This is a genomic window from Streptomyces sp. 3N207 (assembly GCF_052246355.1).
GTDB lineage: Bacteria > Actinomycetota > Actinomycetes > Streptomycetales > Streptomycetaceae > Streptomyces.
Genome location: NZ_JBQQBV010000019.1, coordinates 108254 through 126607 on the forward strand (window position 1 = coordinate 108254; position 18354 = coordinate 126607).

The following is an 18354-nucleotide window of genomic DNA, read 5'->3' on the forward strand; positions in this document are numbered from 1 at the left end:
TCACAGCCAACATAGGCGACCGGCGCCCGCGCTGTCCGCATCCGGCGAGCGGCGAATTGCCGGTCGGGAGCGGTTCCGGAACGGTACCGCGCGGGCGGCGACGGCTGGGCCTCCCGGCCCGAGGCCGGGCGACCGTCAGGACTTACGGACCGTAGCCTTGTCGATCACCACGGTGGCGTTGGGCGGGCCGTCACCCTGCGGGGAGCCCACTCCGGCCTTGGTGATCTTCTTCAGCACCTTCATCCCGGAGTCGGAGATCTTGCCGAACGGGGTGTAGTTGGGCGGGAGCTTACTGTCCTTGTAGACGAGAAAGAACTGGCTGCCGCCGGTGTCCGGGCCGCTGTTGGCCATCGCCACGGTGCCCGCCGGGTACTCGGCGCCCTTGAGGTTCTCGTCGGGGAGCTCATAGCCGGGCCCGCCGCTGCCGCTGCCGGTCGGGTCGCCGCACTGCAGCACGGAGAGGCCGGGCTGATCGGTCATCCGGTGGCAGGGCGTGTGGTCGAAGAACTTCTCGCCCGCCAGGAAGTCGAAGGAGTTGACCGTGTGCGGCGCCTTGGCCGCGTCCATGGTGAAGTCGATCTCGCCGCAGGTGGTGCTCAGCTGCATGGTGTACGAAGCCGACTTGTCCACCTTCATGGCCGGCTCCTTCTTCCACTGCTTGCGCGTCGCCTTGCCCTTGGCCGGCTTCTCGCAGGGATCCGGGGCCTTGCTGGTGGGAGGCGCCGAGGGCTGGTCCGCCGCGCTGTCGGCGTCGTCCTTCTTCTTGTCGCCGTTGAGCCCGCCCGAGGCGGCGTAGGCGCCGCCGGCGGCGAGGACGATCACCAGTCCGAGGGCGATCGAGATATTGCGTATTCGGGCCTTGCGGCGGGCCGCCTCCCGCCGCTTGAGCTGCCGCTCGTACTTTTCACGGGCGAGCTGCTTTTTGCGCTGCTCACTGCTGACCACGGTCTCGTCTCCTTCGAGGCGTCTGGTGAGGCGTCTGGCGAGCGTCTTCGAGGCGTCGCACCTGCGGGACCTCACGTACCGTATACGCCGCACTCACGGGTCCGCCGTGCCTGTTACTGGTTCGCCCCTTGCGGACCCGTGAGTGCGGCGCCGGTAGGCTGGCAGCTGCCTGACCGGCGGCGGGCCTGCTCGGCCGCGTCGCCGCCCCCGCTGTCGGACGAATGAAGGACGATCGTGCTCGTTGCCGGGTTCCCCGCCGGGGCCTGGGGGACCAATTGTTATCTGGTCGCCCCCGCCGCCGGCGAGGAGTGCGTGATCATCGATCCGGGCCACCAGGCCGCGCAGGGTGTCGAGGAAGCCGTCGCCAAGCACCGGTTGAAGCCGGTTGCGGTGATCCTCACGCACGGCCACATCGACCACGTCGCCTCCGTCGTCCCGGTGTGCGGTTCGCATGGCGTACCCGCCTGGATCCACCCCGCCGACCGCTTCATGATGAGCGACCCGGAGAAGGCGCTGGGGATGACCATCGGACAGCCCTTGATGGGCGAGCTGACGGTGGGCGAGCCGGACGACGTCGAGGAGCTTTCCGACGGCGCGGTGCTGAACCTGGCGGGCCTGGAGCTGACCGTCGCGCATGCGCCCGGCCATACCAAGGGGTCGGTGACCTTCCGGATGCCCGAACAGGCTGACGTACCGCCGGTGCTGTTCTCGGGCGATCTGCTGTTCCCCGGCTCCATCGGACGCACTGATCTGCCCGGCGGCGACCCGGACGAGATCCTCCGGTCCCTGGCGCGTGTGTGCCTTCCGCTGGAGGACGAGACCGTGGTCCTGCCCGGGCACATGCACCAGACGACCATCGGCCGCGAGCGCGCCACCAATCCCTTCCTGCGACAGGTGGCGGAGCACGGCCAGGGAGGCGGCGGCATCGACGCGGCCGCCACCCCGCGACGAGGAATGTGACGAGAAGCCACGTGAGCACCTTCAAGGCCCCCAAGGGCACCTACGACCTGCTGCCGCCCGACTCCGCGACGTATCTCGCCGTGCGCGAGGCCATCGCCGCGCCGCTGCGCAGGTCCGGCTACGGCTATGTGGAGACCCCCGGGTTCGAGAGCGTCCAGCTGTTCGCCCGCGGTGTCGGCGAGTCCACCGACATCGTGACCAAGGAGATGTACACCCTCACCACCAAGGGCGGCGACGAGCTGGCCCTGCGCCCCGAGGGCACCGCCTCGGTGCTGCGCGCCGCGCTGGAGTCCAGCCTCCACAAGGCGGGCAACCTCCCGGTGAAGCTGTGGTATTCAGGTTCGTACTACCGCTACGAGCGCCCCCAGAAGGGCCGTTACCGCCACTTCTCGCAGGTGGGCGCCGAGGCGCTGGGCACCGAGGACCCGACGCTGGACGCCGAGCTGATCATCCTGGCGTACGACGCCTACCGCTCGCTGGGGCTGACCGGTTTCCGGCTGCTGCTCAACTCGCTGGGCGACCGCACCTGCCGTCCCGTCTACCGGGCCGCGCTCCAGGACTTCCTGCGCGGGCTCGAACTGGACGAGGACACCCGGACCCGGATCGAGATCAACCCGCTGCGGGTGCTGGACGACAAACGCGAGAGCGTGCAGCGGCAGTTGGCCGGTGCGCCGCTGATGCGCGACCACCTGTGCGAGGAGTGCAAGGCGTTCCACGAGGAGGTGCGCGCGCTGCTCACCGAGGCGGGCGTGCCCTTCGAGGACGATCCGAGGCTGGTGCGCGGTCTCGACTACTACACGCGTACCACTTTCGAGTTCGTCCACGACGGCCTCGGCTCGCAGTCCGCCATCGGCGGCGGCGGGCGGTACGACGGCCTCTCGGAGATGATCGGCGGGCCCGCGCTGCCGTCGGTCGGCTGGGCCCTGGGCGTGGACCGTACGGTGCTGGCGCTGGAGGCCGAGGGCATCGAGCTCGAACTGCCCGCGGCCACCGAGCTGTTCGCCGTACCGATCGGCGACGAGGCGCGCCGCCGGCTGTTCGGTCTGGTCACCGAGTTGCGCCGGGAGGGCGTCGCGGCGGACCTGGCGTACGGCGGCAAGGGCATGAAGAACGCCATGAAGTCGGCCAACCGCTCCGGCGCCCGGTTCGCCCTGCTGCTCGGGGAGCGGGACCTCGCCGAGGGCGTGGCCCAGCTCAAGGACCTCGACAGCGGCGAGCAGACGGCTGTGGCACTCGATCGGGTGGTGGCCGAAGTGCGGGCCAAGCTGCAACGACCGCACAGCCAGTTGGGGCAGAATGTGCCCCTGCCGGGCATGGACCAGATGACGGGATGACGAAGGTTATGACGACGACGGCACCCCTCGACGAGGCGCACGTGGGCGCGGACACACCGAAGGGGGGTGCCGTCGGCGCGAGCCTGGCCTTCGCCTGGATGCTCATCGTCACGGGCGCCGCCGGACTGCTCGCGTCCTGGGTCATCACGCTGGACAAGTTCAAGCTGCTGGAGGACAAGAACTTCAAGCCGGGGTGCAGCATCAACCCGGTCGTCTCCTGCGGCAACATCATGCAGAGCGACCAGGCCGCGGCCTTCGGTGCACCGAACCCCATGATCGGGCTGGTGGCCTACGGCATCGTCATCTGCGTCGGCGTCACCCTGCTCACCCGCACCACCTTCCCGCGCTGGTACTGGCTGACGTTCAACGCGGGGTGCCTGTTCGGCGTCGGCTTCGTGACCTGGCTCCAGTACCAGTCGCTGTACAACATCGGGAACCTGTGCCTGTGGTGCTGCCTGGCCTGGGTCGCGACGATCATCATGTTCTGGTACGTGACCGCGCACAGCGTCCGCAACGGCTTCCTGCCGGCCCCTGCTGCGGTACGCGGCTTCGCCGACGAGTTCCCATGGGTGCTCCCGGTGCTGCACATCGGAGTGATCGGCATCCTGGTCCTCACCCGCTGGTGGGACTTCTGGACGAGCTGACTCCGGGGCCGCGTATCGGCCGAGGAGCGAGGGCTCCCCGGGGCCGGACCGCGGGCGGTACGGCTGTCAGAGGGCTGACTTAGGGTTTCCGGTGTGGAGCCCGATCTTTTCACCGCAGCAGCAGAGGAACGCCAGGCCAAGGACCCGTCCGCCAGCCCCCTCGCCGTACGGATGCGGCCGCGCACCCTGGACGAGGTCGTGGGGCAGCAGCATCTGCTGCGCCCCGGCTCACCGCTGCGCCGGCTGGTGGGGGAGGGCGGCGGCGGTCCGGCCGGCACCTCCTCCGTGATGCTGTGGGGTCCGCCCGGCACCGGAAAGACGACGCTCGCATACGTCGTCAGCAAGGCCACCGAAAAGCGGTTCGTGGAGCTTTCGGCAATCACCGCCGGAGTCAAGGAAGTACGCAGCGTCATCGACGGCGCCCGCCGCGCCTCCGGCGCCTACGGCAAGGACACCGTCCTCTTCCTCGACGAGATCCACCGCTTCAGCAAGGCCCAGCAGGACTCGCTGCTGCCCGCGGTGGAGAACCGCTGGGTCACGCTGATCGCGGCCACGACGGAGAACCCGTACTTCTCGGTGATCTCCCCGCTGCTCTCCCGCTCGTTGCTGCTGACGCTGGAGCCGCTGACCGACGACGACATCCGCGGACTGTTGCGCCGGGCCGTCGCCGACGAGCGCGGTCTGGCCGGAGAGGTGACACTCCCGGAGGACTCCGAGGACCATCTGCTGCGCATCGCGGGCGGCGACGCCCGGCGTGCGTTGACGGCGCTGGAGGCGGGTGCGGGAGCTGCACTCGCCAAGGGCGAGAGCACCATCTCGCTGGCCAGCGTGGAGGAGGCCGTCGACCGCGCAGCCGTGAAGTACGACCGCGCCGGTGACCAGCACTACGACGTGGCCAGCGCGCTGATCAAGTCGATCCGGGGCTCCGACGTGGACGCCGCGCTGCACTACCTCGCGCGGATGATCGAGGCCGGGGAGGATCCGCGGTTCATCGCCCGGCGCCTGATGATCTCCGCGAGCGAGGACATCGGACTCGCGGATCCGACCGCGCTCCAGACGGCTGTCGCCGCGGCGCAGGCGGTCGCGATGATCGGCTTCCCCGAAGCGCGGATCACCCTCGGCCATGCCACGGTGGCCCTCGCGTTGGCGCCCAAGTCGAACGCGGCGTATCTCGCCGTCGACGCGGCGCTCGCAGACGTACGCGCCGGGCTCGCCGGGCCGGTGCCGCCGCATCTGCGGGACAGCCACTACAAGGGCTCGCAGCAGCTGGGGCACGGCGAGGGGTATCAGTACCCGCACGATCTGCCGGGCGGTATCGCAGCCCAGCAGTACGCGCCGGACGCGGTGCACGGGCGCCGCTACTACGAGCCGACCCGTTACGGCGCGGAGGCCCGCTACGCCGACATCGCCGACCGTGTGCGGGCCCGGCTCCGGGGAGAGGGGGACTGACCTCCCCACCGGATCGCCGAGAGGCCGCTACCCGCCCGCCGCGAACAGCGCGTGCATGGCATGGCGCAGCTCCGCAACCGTGCTGACGGGCTCCGCGAATTCGAAGCGGGCGTCCGCACACATGCCCGTACGGCTCCATCCGCGCACCCGCAGCCCGAACCGGTCGAGCGCCAGCGGAACGGCACGCTCCCACCCCTGGCAGGCACACAGCCCTCGCACCTGCTCCTGGTGCGCGGCGGCCAGGTGCTGCAGCAGCTCCGCCTCATGGACGGCGAGCGGGTCGGGGAAGGCCGCGGCGAAGGCGTCCGGTTCCACCTCTTCCTCGCCCCACAGGTCGTCGATGTACGCCTCGCCGACCTCCAGTCGCAACATTCGCCGGGAGGTGCCGGCGACGGGGGCCGAGGGAGCCGCCTCGGCGAGCAGCCGGGCGCAGACGGCGCGTTCCTCGCCACGTACGGGGGTGAGCCAGCCGGCGATCCAGGCGCGTCCGCGTACCCGGTGAGGTACTGAGACGGGCGCCACATCCGTGATCTCCATCACCGCCACGAGGTCGTCGTCCTGTGCGTTGGCGCTCACGCGTGCTTCCAGTGAGTCCGCCGGGACCAGCAGCAGGACGTCTCCGTCGGGGGTGACGGTGCGGGCCTCGGGCATGCCTGAGCCGGGTTCCCGCAGGTCGGCCTCGGCTCCGGGGATGCTCAGCAGGGCGGATACGCTGGATTGCGCGAGGGTTCGTACGCGTTCGGCGGCGGTCGGCCGCCGGGCGTCTTCCACGGGACGCGGCTGTTCCTCCTCGGCGTCGGTGCCAGGCGGGGAAATCCCAGGTCGAAACATACGTGCTCCTCGGCTAAGGTAAGGCTCACCTAACTTACACGGAGGTCCGTTCAACGTGAACCAGTCGCGTCCCAAGGTCAAGAAGTCGCGTGCCCTGGGCGTCGCGCTGACCCCGAAGGCCGTCAAGTACTTCGAGCAGCGCCCGTACCCGCCCGGGGAGCACGGCAGGGGCCGCAAGCAGAACAGTGACTACAAGGTCCGTCTGCTGGAGAAGCAGCGCCTGCGCGCGCAGTACGACATCAGCGAGAGCCAGATGCGCCGCGCCTACGAGCGCGCCCGCAAGACCGAGCTCAAGACGGGCGAGGCCCTGGTCATAGAGCTGGAGCGGCGGCTGGACGCGCTCGTGCTGCGCTCCGGGCTGGCCCGCACCATCTACCAGGCCCGGCAGATGGTGGTGCACGGCCACATCGCGGTCAACGACCGCAAGGTCGACAAGCCGTCGTTCCGGGTGCGCCCCGACGATGTGGTGATGGTCCGCGAGCGCAGCCGCAGCAAGCACCCCTTCCAGGTCGCCCGTGAGGGTGGCTACGCCGGTGAGGGAGAGACCCCGCGCTACCTCCAGGTCAACCTCCAGGCCCTCGCCTTCCGCCTGGACCGGGACCCCAACCGCAAGGAAGTTCCGGTGATCTGCGACGAGCAGCTCGTCGTCGAGTACTACGCCCGCTGACCGCCTGCTTCGGCTCAGCCCCGCCAGCCCGCCTGCCCGGCGCCGGTCCCACCCGGTACGGGTACGGCGGGCTGCGGCGTTCCCCGGGGGTGCCGCCTCGGAATGCGGTACGGCGGTGACGGTGCGGCGCGATAAGGTCGATACCTCGTACGCCGCCGCGGTCGGCCCCCGGCGAGCGGCGGCCGACCCCCATGACCATCAAGGGAAGCGGTGCAGCGTGTCCGGTGGAGAAGTGGCCGGCCTCCTCGTGGCCGTCTTCTGGGCGATCCTGGTGTCGTTCCTCGCCGTTGTGCTGGTGAGGCTCGCGCAGACGCTCAAGGCGGCGACCAAGCTGGTGACAGGCGTGACGGAGCAGGCAGTCCCCCTCCTGGGAGAGGCGTCGGCGACCGTCCGTTCCGCACAGACCCAGCTCGACCGCGTCGACGCCATCGCGACGGACGTCCAGGAGGTCACCTCCAACGCCTCCGCGCTCTCCTCCACCGTCTCGACCACCTTCGGCGGCCCGCTCGTCAAGGTCGCCGCCTTCGGCTACGGCGTACGGCGGGCGTTGGGCCGCAAGGACGTGCCCGAGCGGGAGACGCGCGGCGGCCGGAAGGTCGTCGTCAGCCGCACCGTGCCCGCCGCCCGCCGCGGCGGCCGCAAGCGTGGAAGGGGCTGAGCGCAGATGTTCCGCCGTGCCTTCTGGTTCACCACCGGCGCCGCCGCCGGGGTCTGGGCCACCACCAAGGTCCAGCGCAAGATCCGTAGCCTCGCCCCGGACGCGCTGGCACTGCGCGCCGCCGACAAGGCCGTCGAAGGCGGCCACCGGCTCCGCGAGTTCGCGCTCGACGTACGCGCGGGCATGGTCCAGCGGGAGAGCGAACTCAAGGACGCGCTGGGCCTGTCGGCGCCCGGGGAGGCCGAGCGGTTCCGGGAGCTCCCGGCCGCGCAACCGGCCCCCGCCCCACGGCGGCAGGGCAAGCGCCTTCCGCGGCAGCAGGGCAAGCGGCAGTTGGGCGGTGTGCTCCCCCAGCCTCCGGCCGGGAGGGACCCCCACGCCCCGCCGCTCACCCCGGAACCGCCGGACCACCAGGACCGGCCCGCCACCCCCAACCACCCGAACGACCGAAACGAGGACCACTGATGGAGTCGGCTGAAATCCGCCGCCGCTGGCTGCGCTTCTTCGAGGAGCGCGGGCACCACGTCGTGCCGTCGGCGTCGCTGATCGCGGACGACCCGACGCTGCTGCTGGTCAACGCGGGCATGGTGCCCTTCAAGCCGTACTTCCTGGGCGAGACCACCCCGCCCTGGCCGCGGGCCACCAGCGTGCAGAAGTGCGTGCGTACACCGGACATCGAAGAGGTCGGCAAGACCACCCGGCACGGCACCTTCTTCCAGATGTGCGGCAACTTCTCCTTCGGCGACTACTTCAAGGAGGGGGCCGCCGAGCTCGCCTGGGAGCTGCTGACCTCCTCGCAGGAGCAGGGCGGCTACGGACTGGACCCCGAGCGCCTGTGGATCACCGTCTACGAGCAGGACGACGAGGCCGAGCGGATCTGGCGTGACGTCGTCGGCGTGCCCGCCGAGCGCATCCAGCGCTTGGGCATGGAGGAGAACTACTGGTCCATGGGCGTACCGGGCCCGTGCGGACCCTGCTCGGAGATCAACTACGACCGCGGGCCCGAGTTCGGCCCCGAGGGCGGCCCCGCCGTCAACGACGAGCGGTACGTGGAGCTGTGGAACCTCGTCTTCATGCAGTACGAGCGCGGCGAGGGCTCCACCAAGACGGACTTCGAGATCCTCGGCGAGCTGCCCAGCAAGAACATCGACACCGGTCTCGGCCTCGAACGCCTGGCGATGGTCCTCCAGGGCGTGCACAACATGTACGAGATCGACACCTCGCGCGCCGTCATCGACAAGGCCACCGAGCTGACCGGCGTCGCCTACGGTGCCGCCGAGGACAGCGATGTGTCGCTGCGCGTCGTCTGCGACCACATCCGTACGTCCGTGATGCTCATCGGCGACGGCGTCACCCCCGGCAACGAGGGCCGCGGCTATGTGCTGCGCCGCATCATGCGCCGTGCCATCCGCAACATGCGCATCCTGGGTGCCACGGGACCGGTCGCCGAGGACCTGATCGACGTCGTCATCAAGACGATGGGCCAGCAGTACCCCGAGCTGGTCACCGACCGGAAGCGCATCGAGACCGTCGCGCTCGCCGAGGAAGCCGCCTTCCTCAAGACGCTGAAGGCCGGCACCAACATCCTCGACACCGCCGTCGCCGACACCAAGAAGACCGGTAGCAGCGTGCTGCCGGGTGACAAGGCGTTCCTGCTCCACGACACCTGGGGCTTCCCCATCGACCTCACCCTGGAAATGGCCGCCGAGCAGGGCCTGTCGGTGGACGAGCAGGGCTTCCGCCGGCTGATGAAGGAACAGCGGGAGCGCGCCAAGGCCGACGCCAAGGCCAAGAAGACCGGCCACGCCGATCTGTCCGCCTACCGCGAGATCGCCGACAGCGCCGGCGCCACCGACTTCACCGGCTACGGCGAGACCTCCGGCGAGGCCACCGTCGTCGGACTGCTGGTCGACGGCATCTCCTCGCCCGCCGCCGGTGAGGGCGACGAGGTCGAGGTCGTTCTGGACCGCACCCCCTTCTACGCCGAGGGCGGCGGGCAGCTCGCCGACACCGGCCGCATCCGGCTGGAGGGCGGCGCCGTCGTGCAGGTGCGCGACGTCCAGCAGCCGGTGCCCGGCGTCAGTGTGCACAAGGGCACCGTCCAGGTCGGCGAGGTCACCGTCGGCTCGTCCGCCTACGCGCAGATCGACGGCGACCGCCGCCGCTCCATCGCCCGGGCCCACAGCGCCACCCACCTCACCCACCAGGCGCTGCGTGACGCGCTCGGCCCGACGGCCGCGCAGGCCGGTTCGGAGAACGCCCCCGGCCGCTTCCGCTTCGACTTCGGCTCGCCCGCCGCCGTCCCCGGCACCGTGCTCACCGACGTCGAGCAGAAGATCAACGAGGTGCTGGCCCGCGAACTGGACGTGCACGCGGAGTACATGGGCATCGACGACGCCAAGAAGCAGGGTGCGCTGGCCGAGTTCGGCGAGAAGTACGGCCAGACCGTGCGCGTGGTGACCATCGGCGACTTCTCCAAGGAGCTGTGCGGCGGCACGCACGTGCACAACACGGCGCAGCTCGGCCTGGTCAAGCTGCTGGGCGAGTCCTCCATCGGCTCCGGTGTGCGCCGTGTCGAGGCCCTGGTGGGTGTGGACGCCTACCGGTTCCTCGCCCGCGAGCACACTGTCGTCTCGCAGCTGACCGAGCTGCTCAAGGGCCGCTCCGAGGAGCTGCCCGAGCGTATCTCCGGGATGCTGACCAGGCTGAAGGACGCCGAGAAGGAGATCGAGCGGTTCCGCGCCGAGAAGGTCCTCCAGGCCGCCGCCGGGATCGCCCAGAACGCCAAGGACGTCCGCGGTATCGCGCTGGCCGCGGCCCGGGTGCCGGACGGCACAGCGGCCGACGACCTGCGCACCCTGGTGCTCGACGTACGCCAGCGGCTCGGCAGCCGCCCGGCCGTCGTGGCGCTGTTCGCCGTCACCAACGGGCGCCCCGTCACGGTGATCGCCACCAACGAGGCCGCCAGGGACGCCGGGCTGCGCGCCGGTGACCTGGTGCGTACGGCTGCCAAGACGCTCGGGGGCGGTGGCGGCGGCAAGCCGGACGTCGCCCAGGGCGGCGGCCAGAACCCGGAAGCCGTTGACGACGCCGTGGCCGCCGTGGAGCGCCTGGTCGCGGAGGCCGGGGGCAACGCCTGATGGTCCCGGACGATGCCGCGCAGCCGGAGTCCTTCCGGCGCGGCAGGCGGCTCGCCGTCGATGTCGGGGACGCTCGGATCGGGGTCGCGAGCAGCGACCCCGACGGGCTGCTGGCCACCCCGGTGGAGACGGTTCCCGGGCGCGATGTCCCGGCGGCCCAGCGTCGGCTGGTGGCGCTGGTGGCGGAGTACGAGCCGTTGGAGGTCGTCGTCGGGCTGCCCCGTTCGCTCAGCGGAGGGGAGGGCCCGGCGGCGGCCAAGGTCCGAAGCTTCGCCCAGGAGTTGGCGAAAAACATCACACCCGTTCCGGTCAGACTCGTCGATGAACGTCTGTCGACGGTCACCGCGGCGCAGGGGATGCGGGCCTCCGGAGTCAGTTCCAAAAAGGGACGTTCACGCATCGATCAGGCGGCCGCCGTGGTGATTCTCCAGAGCGCTATGGAGGCGGAACGGTCCTCGGGCCGTCCCCCGGGGCAGTGCGTCGAGGTGGTTGTCTGATCGCTGTACGGTAACGTTCCGCGCGACACGGCAGCCGCCGATGCACGCGTAACCGCACTGGTACAGCACGTGAACGGAACGACGAACCCGTACGGTGCGGGGGACTCCGGCGCAGGATGTCCGGTGCGTCACCGGCTGCCGCTCTCGCGTCGCAAGGGGACCGATGACTGACTATGGCCAGGGACATGGCTCCCAACCGTGGCACCCCGACGACCCTCTCTACGGGGATCAGGAGTGGGACGGTGGCCGGCAGCCCGAGTACCAGGGTGGCTGGAACGAGATCCCTCAACAGGGGGAGTATTCCGGCCACCCCGGCCCCCAGCAGTACGCGGAGCAGCAGTACCAGCAGCAGTACCCGCACCCGCAGCAGCAGTACGGTCACAACGGCTGGGACGGCACCCAGCAGGCCGCCCACGGAACCGGGCAGCATTACGACCCGTCGTACGCCGCCCAGCAGCACCCCGGACACCCGGCGGACCCGTACGGCACCGGGGAGTACCGCACGGGTGAGTACTCCACGGGCGAGTACCCGACCGGCGAATACGGCACGGGGGAGTACCCGACCGGGGAGTACCACACCGGTGGGTATCCGACCGGCAACTACAGCACGGGGGAGTACCCCACCGGCGGGCACTACACGGAATACCCCAGCGGCGAGTACAGCACGGGCGGATACAGCACGGGTAACTACAGCACCGGGCAGTACCGCACCGGCGAATACCCGACGGGTGAGTACTCGACAGGCGAATACCCCTCGGGCGAGTACCGCTCCGCCGAGTACAGCACCGGCGAACACCCCGGCTACTACGCGCAGCAGGGCGGCTACCCGGACGGCAATCCCGCTGTGCACCCGCAGCAGGTCCCCGTGCCCGGTCCGCAGCAGGCCCCCGCCCCCGGTCCGCAGCAGGCCCCCGCCCCCGGTCCGCAGCAGGCCCCCGTGCCCGGGCCGCGGCAGGCACCGGTGCCGGCGGCCGATCCGGAGACGGGCTGGGACCCGGGGCCCGATCAGGGCGAGCACGCCTTTTTCCGGGACCGTGAGGACGAGCTGCCCGAGGACTACTACGACGAGGACGACGACCGTGGCCGCCGCGGACGTGAGGGCGGCGGCAGGACCAAGCGGGGGCGCGGCTGCGGAATCGTCATCTCTGCCGCTCTCGTGGCGGGGGTCGGTGTCGTCGGATACTTCGGCTACGACTTCTACCAGACCCACTTCGGCCCGGCTCCCGACTACGCGGGCGAAGGCACCGGCGAGGTCATGGTCGACATCCCGGACGGCGCCTCGCTCGCCGACATGGGAGCCCTCCTGCAGAAGGAGGGTGTCGTCAAGAGCCCCGGTGCCTTCGTCGATGCGGCGGGCGACAAGAGCATCCAGGCGGGCACCTACACGCTGCGCAAGAAGATGTCCGGGGCCAGCGCCGTCGAGATGATGCTCGATCCGGCCAGCCAGAACGGCATCATCGTCGCCGAGGGCTGGCGCGCCACAAGGATCTACGCGGAGATCGACAAGAAGCTCCACGTCGCCAAGGGCACCACCAAGAAGGCCGCAGAGTCCGGCGGTCTCGGCCTGCCCGCGTGGGCGCACGGCAAGCCGGAAGGTTTCCTCTTCCCCTCCAAGTACAGCGTCGGCAAGGCCAGCAAGCCCAAGGACGTGCTGCGGGAGATGGTCAAACGGGCGGAGTCCGAGTACGCCAGGACCGGCCTGGAGAAGAAGGCCAAGGAGACCGGCAAGACGCCGGAGCAGATCATCACCATTGCCTCTCTCGTACAGGCGGAGGCCCAGGAGGACGAGGAGTTCGGCAAGGTCTCCCGCGTCATCTACAACCGGCTCGACAAGAGAATGCAGCTCGGCTTCGACTCCACCATCAACTACGCGATGGGCCGCTCCACGCTCAACACCTCGGTCGCCGACACCAAATACCCCTCGCCGTACAACACCTATCTGCACAAGGGCCTCCCGCCAGGGCCGATCGGCAATCCTGGGCACCAGGCGATAGAGGCGGCACTCAAGCCGACGAAGGGCGACTGGCTGTACTTCGTCACGGTCAAGCCCGGCGACACCCGCTTCACCGACGACCCGCACGAACACCAGAAGAATGTCGAAGACTTCAACAAGGAACAGCGCAAGTAGGAAGGGGAACGGCGGCTGATGCCATCCACCCTCTCGCAGGAGGCCGGGCGCGCCGCCGTCCTCGGCTCGCCGGTCGCGCACTCCCTCTCCCCGGTGCTGCACCGGGCCGCCTACGCCGAACTCGGCCTCGACGGCTGGACCTACGACCGCTACCAGGTGGACGAACAGGGCCTCGCGGGCTTTCTCGCCGGCCTCGACGAGCAGGACGAAGCAGGACGGCGGTGGGCGGGGCTCTCCCTCACCATGCCGCTGAAGCGCGCCGTGATCCCGCTGCTGGACGAGATCAGCGAGACGGCCGCCTCCGTGGAGGCCGTCAACACGGTCCTGTTCACCGAGGACGGGCGCCGCACCGGGGACAACACCGACATCCCCGGCATGATCGCCGCACTGCGAGAACGCGGCATCCGCACCGTCGAAAGCGCCACCGTGCTGGGCGCGGGCGCCACGGCGTCCTCCGCACTGGCCGCCCTCGCCCGGATCTGCGAGGGCGAGGTCACCGCGTATGTACGGAGCGAGGAGCGGGGCCGCGAGATGCGCGGGTGGGGGGAACGGCTCGGGGTCGCCGTACGGACGGCCGACTGGACGCGGGCCGCCGAGGGGCTGCGGGCGCCTCTGGTCATCTCCACCACGCCCGCGGGTGCCACCGACGGGCTCGCCCAGACGGTGCCCGCCTCGGGGGGCACCCTCTTCGACGTCCTGTACGACCCGTGGCCGACCGCCCTGGCCGGCGCCTGGAACGGTGCCGTCATCGGCGGCCTCGACCTGCTGGTGCACCAGGCGGTGCTCCAGGTGGAGCTGATGACAGGACGCCGCCCGGCGCCGCTGGCGGCCATGCGTGCCGCCGGAGAGGCCGAACTGCGGGCCCGCACCGTGTGACCCGGTGTGCCGCCCACATTCCGAGACGGGAACGCCTTGGGGAAAGGGTCCTCCCGGCGGCGTGGGAGGATCGGTTCCAGGAAAGTGGACGGGCCGCAAGGCGGCCGAGAGGAGCACCGTTGAGCAGGTTGCGCTGGCTGACCGCAGGGGAGTCGCACGGCCCCGCACTCGTGGCAACCCTGGAGGGCCTTCCCTCCGGTGTACCGGTGACCACCGACATGGTCGCCGACGAGCTGGCCCGCCGCCGCCTCGGCTACGGCCGCGGCGCCCGGATGAAGTTCGAGCGCGACGAGGTCACCTTCCTCGGCGGTGTCCGCCACGGCCGCACCCTCGGCTCGCCGGTCGCGATCATGGTCGGCAACACCGAGTGGCCCAAGTGGGAGCAGGTGATGGCGGCCGACCCGGTCGACCCCGCTGAGCTGGAGCAGCTGGCCCGCAACGCCCCGCTCACCCGGCCCCGCCCCGGCCATGCCGATCTGGCGGGGATGCAGAAGTACGGCTTCGACGAGGCCCGACCGATCCTGGAGCGCGCCTCGGCGCGGGAGACCGCGGCACGGGTCGCGCTCGGCACCGTCGCACGCTCCTTCCTCAAGGAGACGGCCGGCATCGAGATCGTCTCGCACGTGGTGGAGCTGGGTGCGGCGAAGGCCCCGTACGGAAAGGTCCCGGAGCCCGGCGACGTGGCGCGGCTGGACGCCGACCCGGTGCGCTGCCTGGACACCGAGGCGAGCGAGGCGATGGTCGCCGAGATCGACCAGGCCCACAAGGACGGCGACACCCTCGGCGGCGTCGTCGAGGTCGTCGCACACGGTGTGCCCGTCGGCCTGGGCTCCCACGTGCACTGGGACCGGCGGCTGGACTCGCGGCTGGCCGGAGCGCTCATGGGCATCCAGGCCATCAAGGGCGTCGAACTGGGCGACGGCTTCGGTCTCGCCAGGGTCCCCGGCTCCCAGGCGCACGACGAGATCCTGCAGACCCCGGACGGTATCCGCCGCGCCTCCGGACGCAGCGGCGGCACCGAGGGCGGTCTGTCCACCGGCGAACTGCTGCGGGTACGCGCCGCGATGAAGCCGATCGCGACCGTGCCGCGCGCCCTGGCCACCGTCGACGTCCGCACCGGCGAGGCCGACAAGGCGCACCACCAGCGCTCGGACGTGTGCGCGGTACCGGCCGCCGGGATCGTCGCGGAGGCGATGGTCGCACTGGTGCTGGCGGACGCGGTGGCCGAGAAGTTCGGCGGCGACAGCGTTGCCGAGACCGGCCGCAACGTGCGCGGCTTCCTCGACAACCTGGAGATCAAGTGACCGGGCCCGCCATCGTGCTGGTCGGCCCCATGGGGGTCGGCAAGTCGACCGTCGGCGCCATCCTCGCCGAGCGGCTCGGCGTGACCTGCCGCGACACCGACCAGGACATCGTCGCCAAGGCGGGCAAGCCCATCTCGGAGATCTTCCTGGACGAGGGCGAGCCGCACTTCCGCGAGCTGGAGCGGGCGGCGGTGCGTACGGCGCTGGCCGAGCACACGGGCGTGCTCGCGCTCGGCGGCGGCGCCGTACTGGCAGAGGAGACCAGGGCGCTGCTGGCCGGACGGCCGGTCGTCTTCCTGGAGATGGGGGTGGCGGAGGCCGTCAAGCGCGTCGGACTGGACGCCCCGCGCCCGCTGCTCGTCATCAATCCGCGCCAGCAGTGGCGCAAGCTGATGGAGGAGCGCAGGCCGCTGTACACCGAGGTGGCCCGCGTCGTCGTCAGCACCGAGGACCGCACGCCCGACGAGGTCGCCGACGAGATCCTCGCCGCCCTTCAGCTACCGACCACCCAGCCGGAGAAGCAGCAATGACGACCCAGGACCCCGCCGTGACCCGTATCGCCGTCGGTGGCACGGCGGGCACGGCCCCCTATGACGTGCTCGTCGGACGGCAGCTCCTCGGCGAACTCCCCGGCCTCATCGGCGCCGAAGCCCAGCGCGTCGCCGTGCTGCACCCCGAGGCGCTCGCCTCCACCGGGGAGGCGCTGCGCGAGGATCTGGCGGGTCAGGGCTACGAGGCCGTCGCCGTCCAGCTGCCCAACGCGGAGGAGGCCAAGACCGCCGAGGTCGCCGCCTACTGCTGGAAGGCGCTGGGCCAGACCGGCTTCACCCGTACCGATGTGATCGTCGGCGTCGGGGGAGGGGCCACCACCGATGTGGCCGGCTTCGTCGCGGCGACCTGGCTGCGCGGGGTGCGCTGGATCGCGGTGCCGACCACCGTGCTGGCCATGGTGGACGCTGCGGTCGGCGGCAAGACGGGCATCAACACCGCCGAGGGCAAGAACCTGGTGGGTGCCTTTCACCCGCCGGCCGGGGTGCTGTGCGACCTGGCGGCGCTGGAGTCGCTGGGCGTACACGACTACGTCAGCGGTCTCGCGGAGATCATCAAGGCGGGCTTCATCGCCGACCCGGCCATCCTGGAGCTGATCGAGTCCGACCCGGAGGCGGCGCGGACGCCCCAGGGGCCGCACACCGCCGAGCTGATCGAGCGCTCGATCCGGGTGAAGGCCGAGGTCGTCTCCGAGGACCTGAAGGAGTCGGGCCGCCGCGAGATCCTCAACTACGGGCACACCCTCGGCCACGCCATCGAGAAGAACGAACGCTACAACTGGCGGCACGGCGCGGCCGTGTCGGTCGGCATGGTCTTCGCCGCCGAACTGGGCCGGATCGCGGGCCGGCTGGACGACGCGACGGCCGACCGGCACCGCACGGTGCTGGAGTCGGTGGGGCTGCCCGTCACCTACCGCGGCGACCAGTGGCCCAAGCTGCTGGAGACCATGAAGGTCGACAAGAAGTCCCGCGGGAACCGGTTGCGCTTCATCGTGCTCGAAGGGCTGGCCAAACCGGCCGTCCTGGAGAGCCCGGACCCCGCGATGCTGCTGGCGGCACACGCCGAGATCGCCGCCTGAAGTCCGCCCGCCCCTGTGCCCGGCGGGGCCGTTGCGCGGGCCGTCACACGGAGCCTGGAGCGGGAACCGCGTTGGCCGCAGCGGGCGTCGGGCACTCGGGAGTGGACCCGGCCGTTCACACGGAGACGGACGGGGAAGGTACCGTCAGTATTCGCATAACACCTGGCGTTGCGTTGCAGCGCCTTCACAAGTGGGACGGAGTTGGGGTCCGGATGCAGCACAGCGGTGCCCAAGGCGCCTACGGAGGCTTCGGGGCACAGTGGCCCGCACCCCCGCCGGCCCCCGGCGCCCGCTCGGCACAGGGCCCGGCCCACCAGCCGCACCCCCATCCGCAGGCACCGCCGCCGCGCCCGCACACCCAGGCCCCTCCGCCACAGCCCCCGCAGCCCCAGCCGCAGCCCCAGCCCCGGCCCCACGCTCCGGCGCCGCAGCCACCCCAGCCGCCGCATCAGCCACCCCCGCAGCACACGCGCCCCCTCCCCGCCCAGCCGCCGGGCAACCCCGGCGGCGGCACGCCGGCGCCGCCCCCGGGTGCACCCTCGCAGCCGGGCAACGGCGCGCCCGGCGGAGAGTCGACGGGCCACGTCAAGCTGCCGCCGGGCGCCCCCGTCCAGGTCCCGGCGCCGGGCGCGACCCCGGCCCAGCTGGATGCCACCCGTGCCGCCGTCGCCGTCCTGCTGATCGGCCCGGCGGGCGCCGGGAAGACCACCGTGGCGCGCTACTGGGCGGAACACCGTGCGGTGCGCACGGCCCACATCAGCCTCGACGACGTACGCGAGTGGGTGCGCTCCGGCTTCGCCGACCCGCAGGCGGGCTGGAACGAGAACTCCGAGGCCCAGTACCGCCTCGCCCGCCGCACCTGCGGCTTCGCGGCCCGCAACTTCCTGGCAAACGGCATCTCCTGCATCCTGGACGACGCCGTCTTCCCCGACTGGCCCGTCATCGGGCTCGGCGGCTGGAAACGGCACGTCGGCCCCGGCCTCATCCCGGTGGTGCTGCTGCCCGGCCTCGACATCGTCCTGGAGCGGAACGCGGAGCGTACGGGCAACAGGCGGCTCTCCGACGAGGAGGTGGCGCACATCCACGGCCGGATGGCCGGCTGGTACAGCTCCGGGCTGCCGATCATCGACAACTCCCGACAGGATGTGGCCAGCACGGCGCAGATGCTCGACAACGTGGTCGCCCGCAGCCTCGCCAGCCCCGTGAGCTGGTGACCGGCCGGGCACTGATCCGCCGTCCCGCGTACGGCACCAGGGGCCGGCCGGCCCGGGTACCGGGCCGCAGAGCCGACTGC

General features: G+C 71.1%; 17 protein-coding genes. 15 read left to right on the forward strand and 2 right to left on the reverse strand.

The genetic code is table 11. The features are described from left to right. Positions 1–135: 135 nt before the first annotated feature. Positions 136–945, reverse strand: a complete 810-nt coding sequence (locus ACTWP9_RS26615) for a peptidylprolyl isomerase (protein WP_443248805.1) — start codon at positions 943–945, stop codon at positions 136–138. A 234-nt stretch (positions 946–1179) separates the two neighbouring features. On the opposite strand from ACTWP9_RS26615, the gene ACTWP9_RS26620 reads away from it, so the two are divergent. From ACTWP9_RS26620 to ACTWP9_RS26635, 4 genes are all read left to right on the forward strand, one after another. After that, positions 1180–1905 carry an MBL fold metallo-hydrolase gene (locus tag ACTWP9_RS26620; protein WP_443248806.1) on the forward strand — a complete coding sequence of 242 codons (726 nt, stop codon included), beginning with the start codon at positions 1180–1182 and terminating at the stop codon, positions 1903–1905. Positions 1906–1916: 11 nt separating this feature from the next. Continuing rightward, positions 1917–3239 (forward strand): histidine--tRNA ligase, encoded by a 1323-nt coding sequence (gene hisS / locus ACTWP9_RS26625; RefSeq protein ID WP_443248807.1) that lies wholly within the window; start codon positions 1917–1919, stop codon positions 3237–3239. 8 nt (positions 3240–3247) lie between these two features. Next, positions 3248–3883: a vitamin K epoxide reductase family protein gene (locus tag ACTWP9_RS26630; protein WP_443248857.1), complete on the forward strand. Its 636-nt coding sequence runs from the start codon at positions 3248–3250 to the stop codon at positions 3881–3883. A 93-nt stretch (positions 3884–3976) separates the two neighbouring features. After that, positions 3977–5332 carry a replication-associated recombination protein A gene (locus tag ACTWP9_RS26635; RefSeq protein ID WP_443248808.1) on the forward strand — a complete coding sequence of 452 codons (1356 nt, stop codon included), beginning with the start codon at positions 3977–3979 and terminating at the stop codon, positions 5330–5332. A 27-nt stretch (positions 5333–5359) separates the two neighbouring features. Here the strand turns inward: ACTWP9_RS26635 and ACTWP9_RS26640 are convergent, their stop codons facing one another. Further along, a complete protein-coding gene (locus ACTWP9_RS26640) occupies positions 5360–6163 on the reverse strand; it encodes a DUF2470 domain-containing protein (protein ID WP_443248809.1) in 804 nt (267 codons plus the stop codon). Positions 6164–6218: 55 nt separating this feature from the next. On the opposite strand from ACTWP9_RS26640, the gene rpsD reads away from it, so the two are divergent. The 11 genes from rpsD to ACTWP9_RS26695 all read left to right on the forward strand — a co-directional run bounded on the left by rpsD (position 6219) and on the right by ACTWP9_RS26695 (position 18274). After that, positions 6219–6830, forward strand: coding sequence for a 30S ribosomal protein S4 (rpsD, locus tag ACTWP9_RS26645; RefSeq protein ID WP_443248810.1), 612 nt, complete (start codon positions 6219–6221; stop codon positions 6828–6830). Between the two features lie 217 nt (positions 6831–7047). After that, positions 7048–7488 carry a DUF948 domain-containing protein gene (locus ACTWP9_RS26650; RefSeq protein WP_443248811.1) on the forward strand — a complete coding sequence of 147 codons (441 nt, stop codon included), beginning with the start codon at positions 7048–7050 and terminating at the stop codon, positions 7486–7488. Positions 7489–7494: 6 nt separating this feature from the next. Then, positions 7495–7953, forward strand: a complete 459-nt coding sequence (locus ACTWP9_RS26655; protein ID WP_443248812.1) for a DUF6167 family protein — start codon at positions 7495–7497, stop codon at positions 7951–7953. Further along, positions 7953–10628, forward strand: coding sequence for an alanine--tRNA ligase (alaS, locus tag ACTWP9_RS26660; protein WP_443248813.1), 2676 nt, complete (start codon positions 7953–7955; stop codon positions 10626–10628). The genes ACTWP9_RS26655 and alaS overlap by 1 nt, the downstream gene beginning before the upstream one ends. After that, complete coding sequence (gene ruvX, locus ACTWP9_RS26665; RefSeq protein ID WP_443248814.1) at positions 10628–11125, forward strand: Holliday junction resolvase RuvX; 498 nt, start codon at positions 10628–10630, stop codon at positions 11123–11125. The genes alaS and ruvX overlap by 1 nt, the downstream gene beginning before the upstream one ends. Positions 11126–11288: 163 nt before the next feature. Then, the gene (gene mltG / locus ACTWP9_RS26670; RefSeq protein ID WP_443248815.1) at positions 11289–13253 is read left to right on the forward strand and encodes an endolytic transglycosylase MltG; all 1965 of its coding nucleotides are present in this window, start codon (positions 11289–11291) and stop codon (positions 13251–13253) included. 18 nt (positions 13254–13271) lie between these two features. Then, positions 13272–14129, forward strand: a complete 858-nt coding sequence (locus tag ACTWP9_RS26675; protein WP_443248816.1) for a shikimate dehydrogenase — start codon at positions 13272–13274, stop codon at positions 14127–14129. Between the two features lie 119 nt (positions 14130–14248). Continuing rightward, positions 14249–15433 carry a chorismate synthase gene (gene aroC / locus ACTWP9_RS26680; RefSeq protein ID WP_443248817.1) on the forward strand — a complete coding sequence of 395 codons (1185 nt, stop codon included), beginning with the start codon at positions 14249–14251 and terminating at the stop codon, positions 15431–15433. Continuing rightward, complete coding sequence (locus ACTWP9_RS26685) at positions 15430–15963, forward strand: shikimate kinase (RefSeq protein WP_443248818.1); 534 nt, start codon at positions 15430–15432, stop codon at positions 15961–15963. Before aroC ends, ACTWP9_RS26685 begins: the two co-directional genes overlap by 4 nt. Next, a complete protein-coding gene (gene aroB / locus ACTWP9_RS26690; RefSeq protein WP_443248819.1) occupies positions 15960–17060 on the forward strand; it encodes a 3-dehydroquinate synthase in 1101 nt (366 codons plus the stop codon). Before ACTWP9_RS26685 ends, aroB begins: the two co-directional genes overlap by 4 nt. A gap of 212 nt (positions 17061–17272) precedes the next feature. After that, positions 17273–18274, forward strand: coding sequence for an AAA family ATPase (locus tag ACTWP9_RS26695; protein WP_443248820.1), 1002 nt, complete (start codon positions 17273–17275; stop codon positions 18272–18274). The last annotated feature ends 80 nt before the right edge of the window (positions 18275–18354 follow it).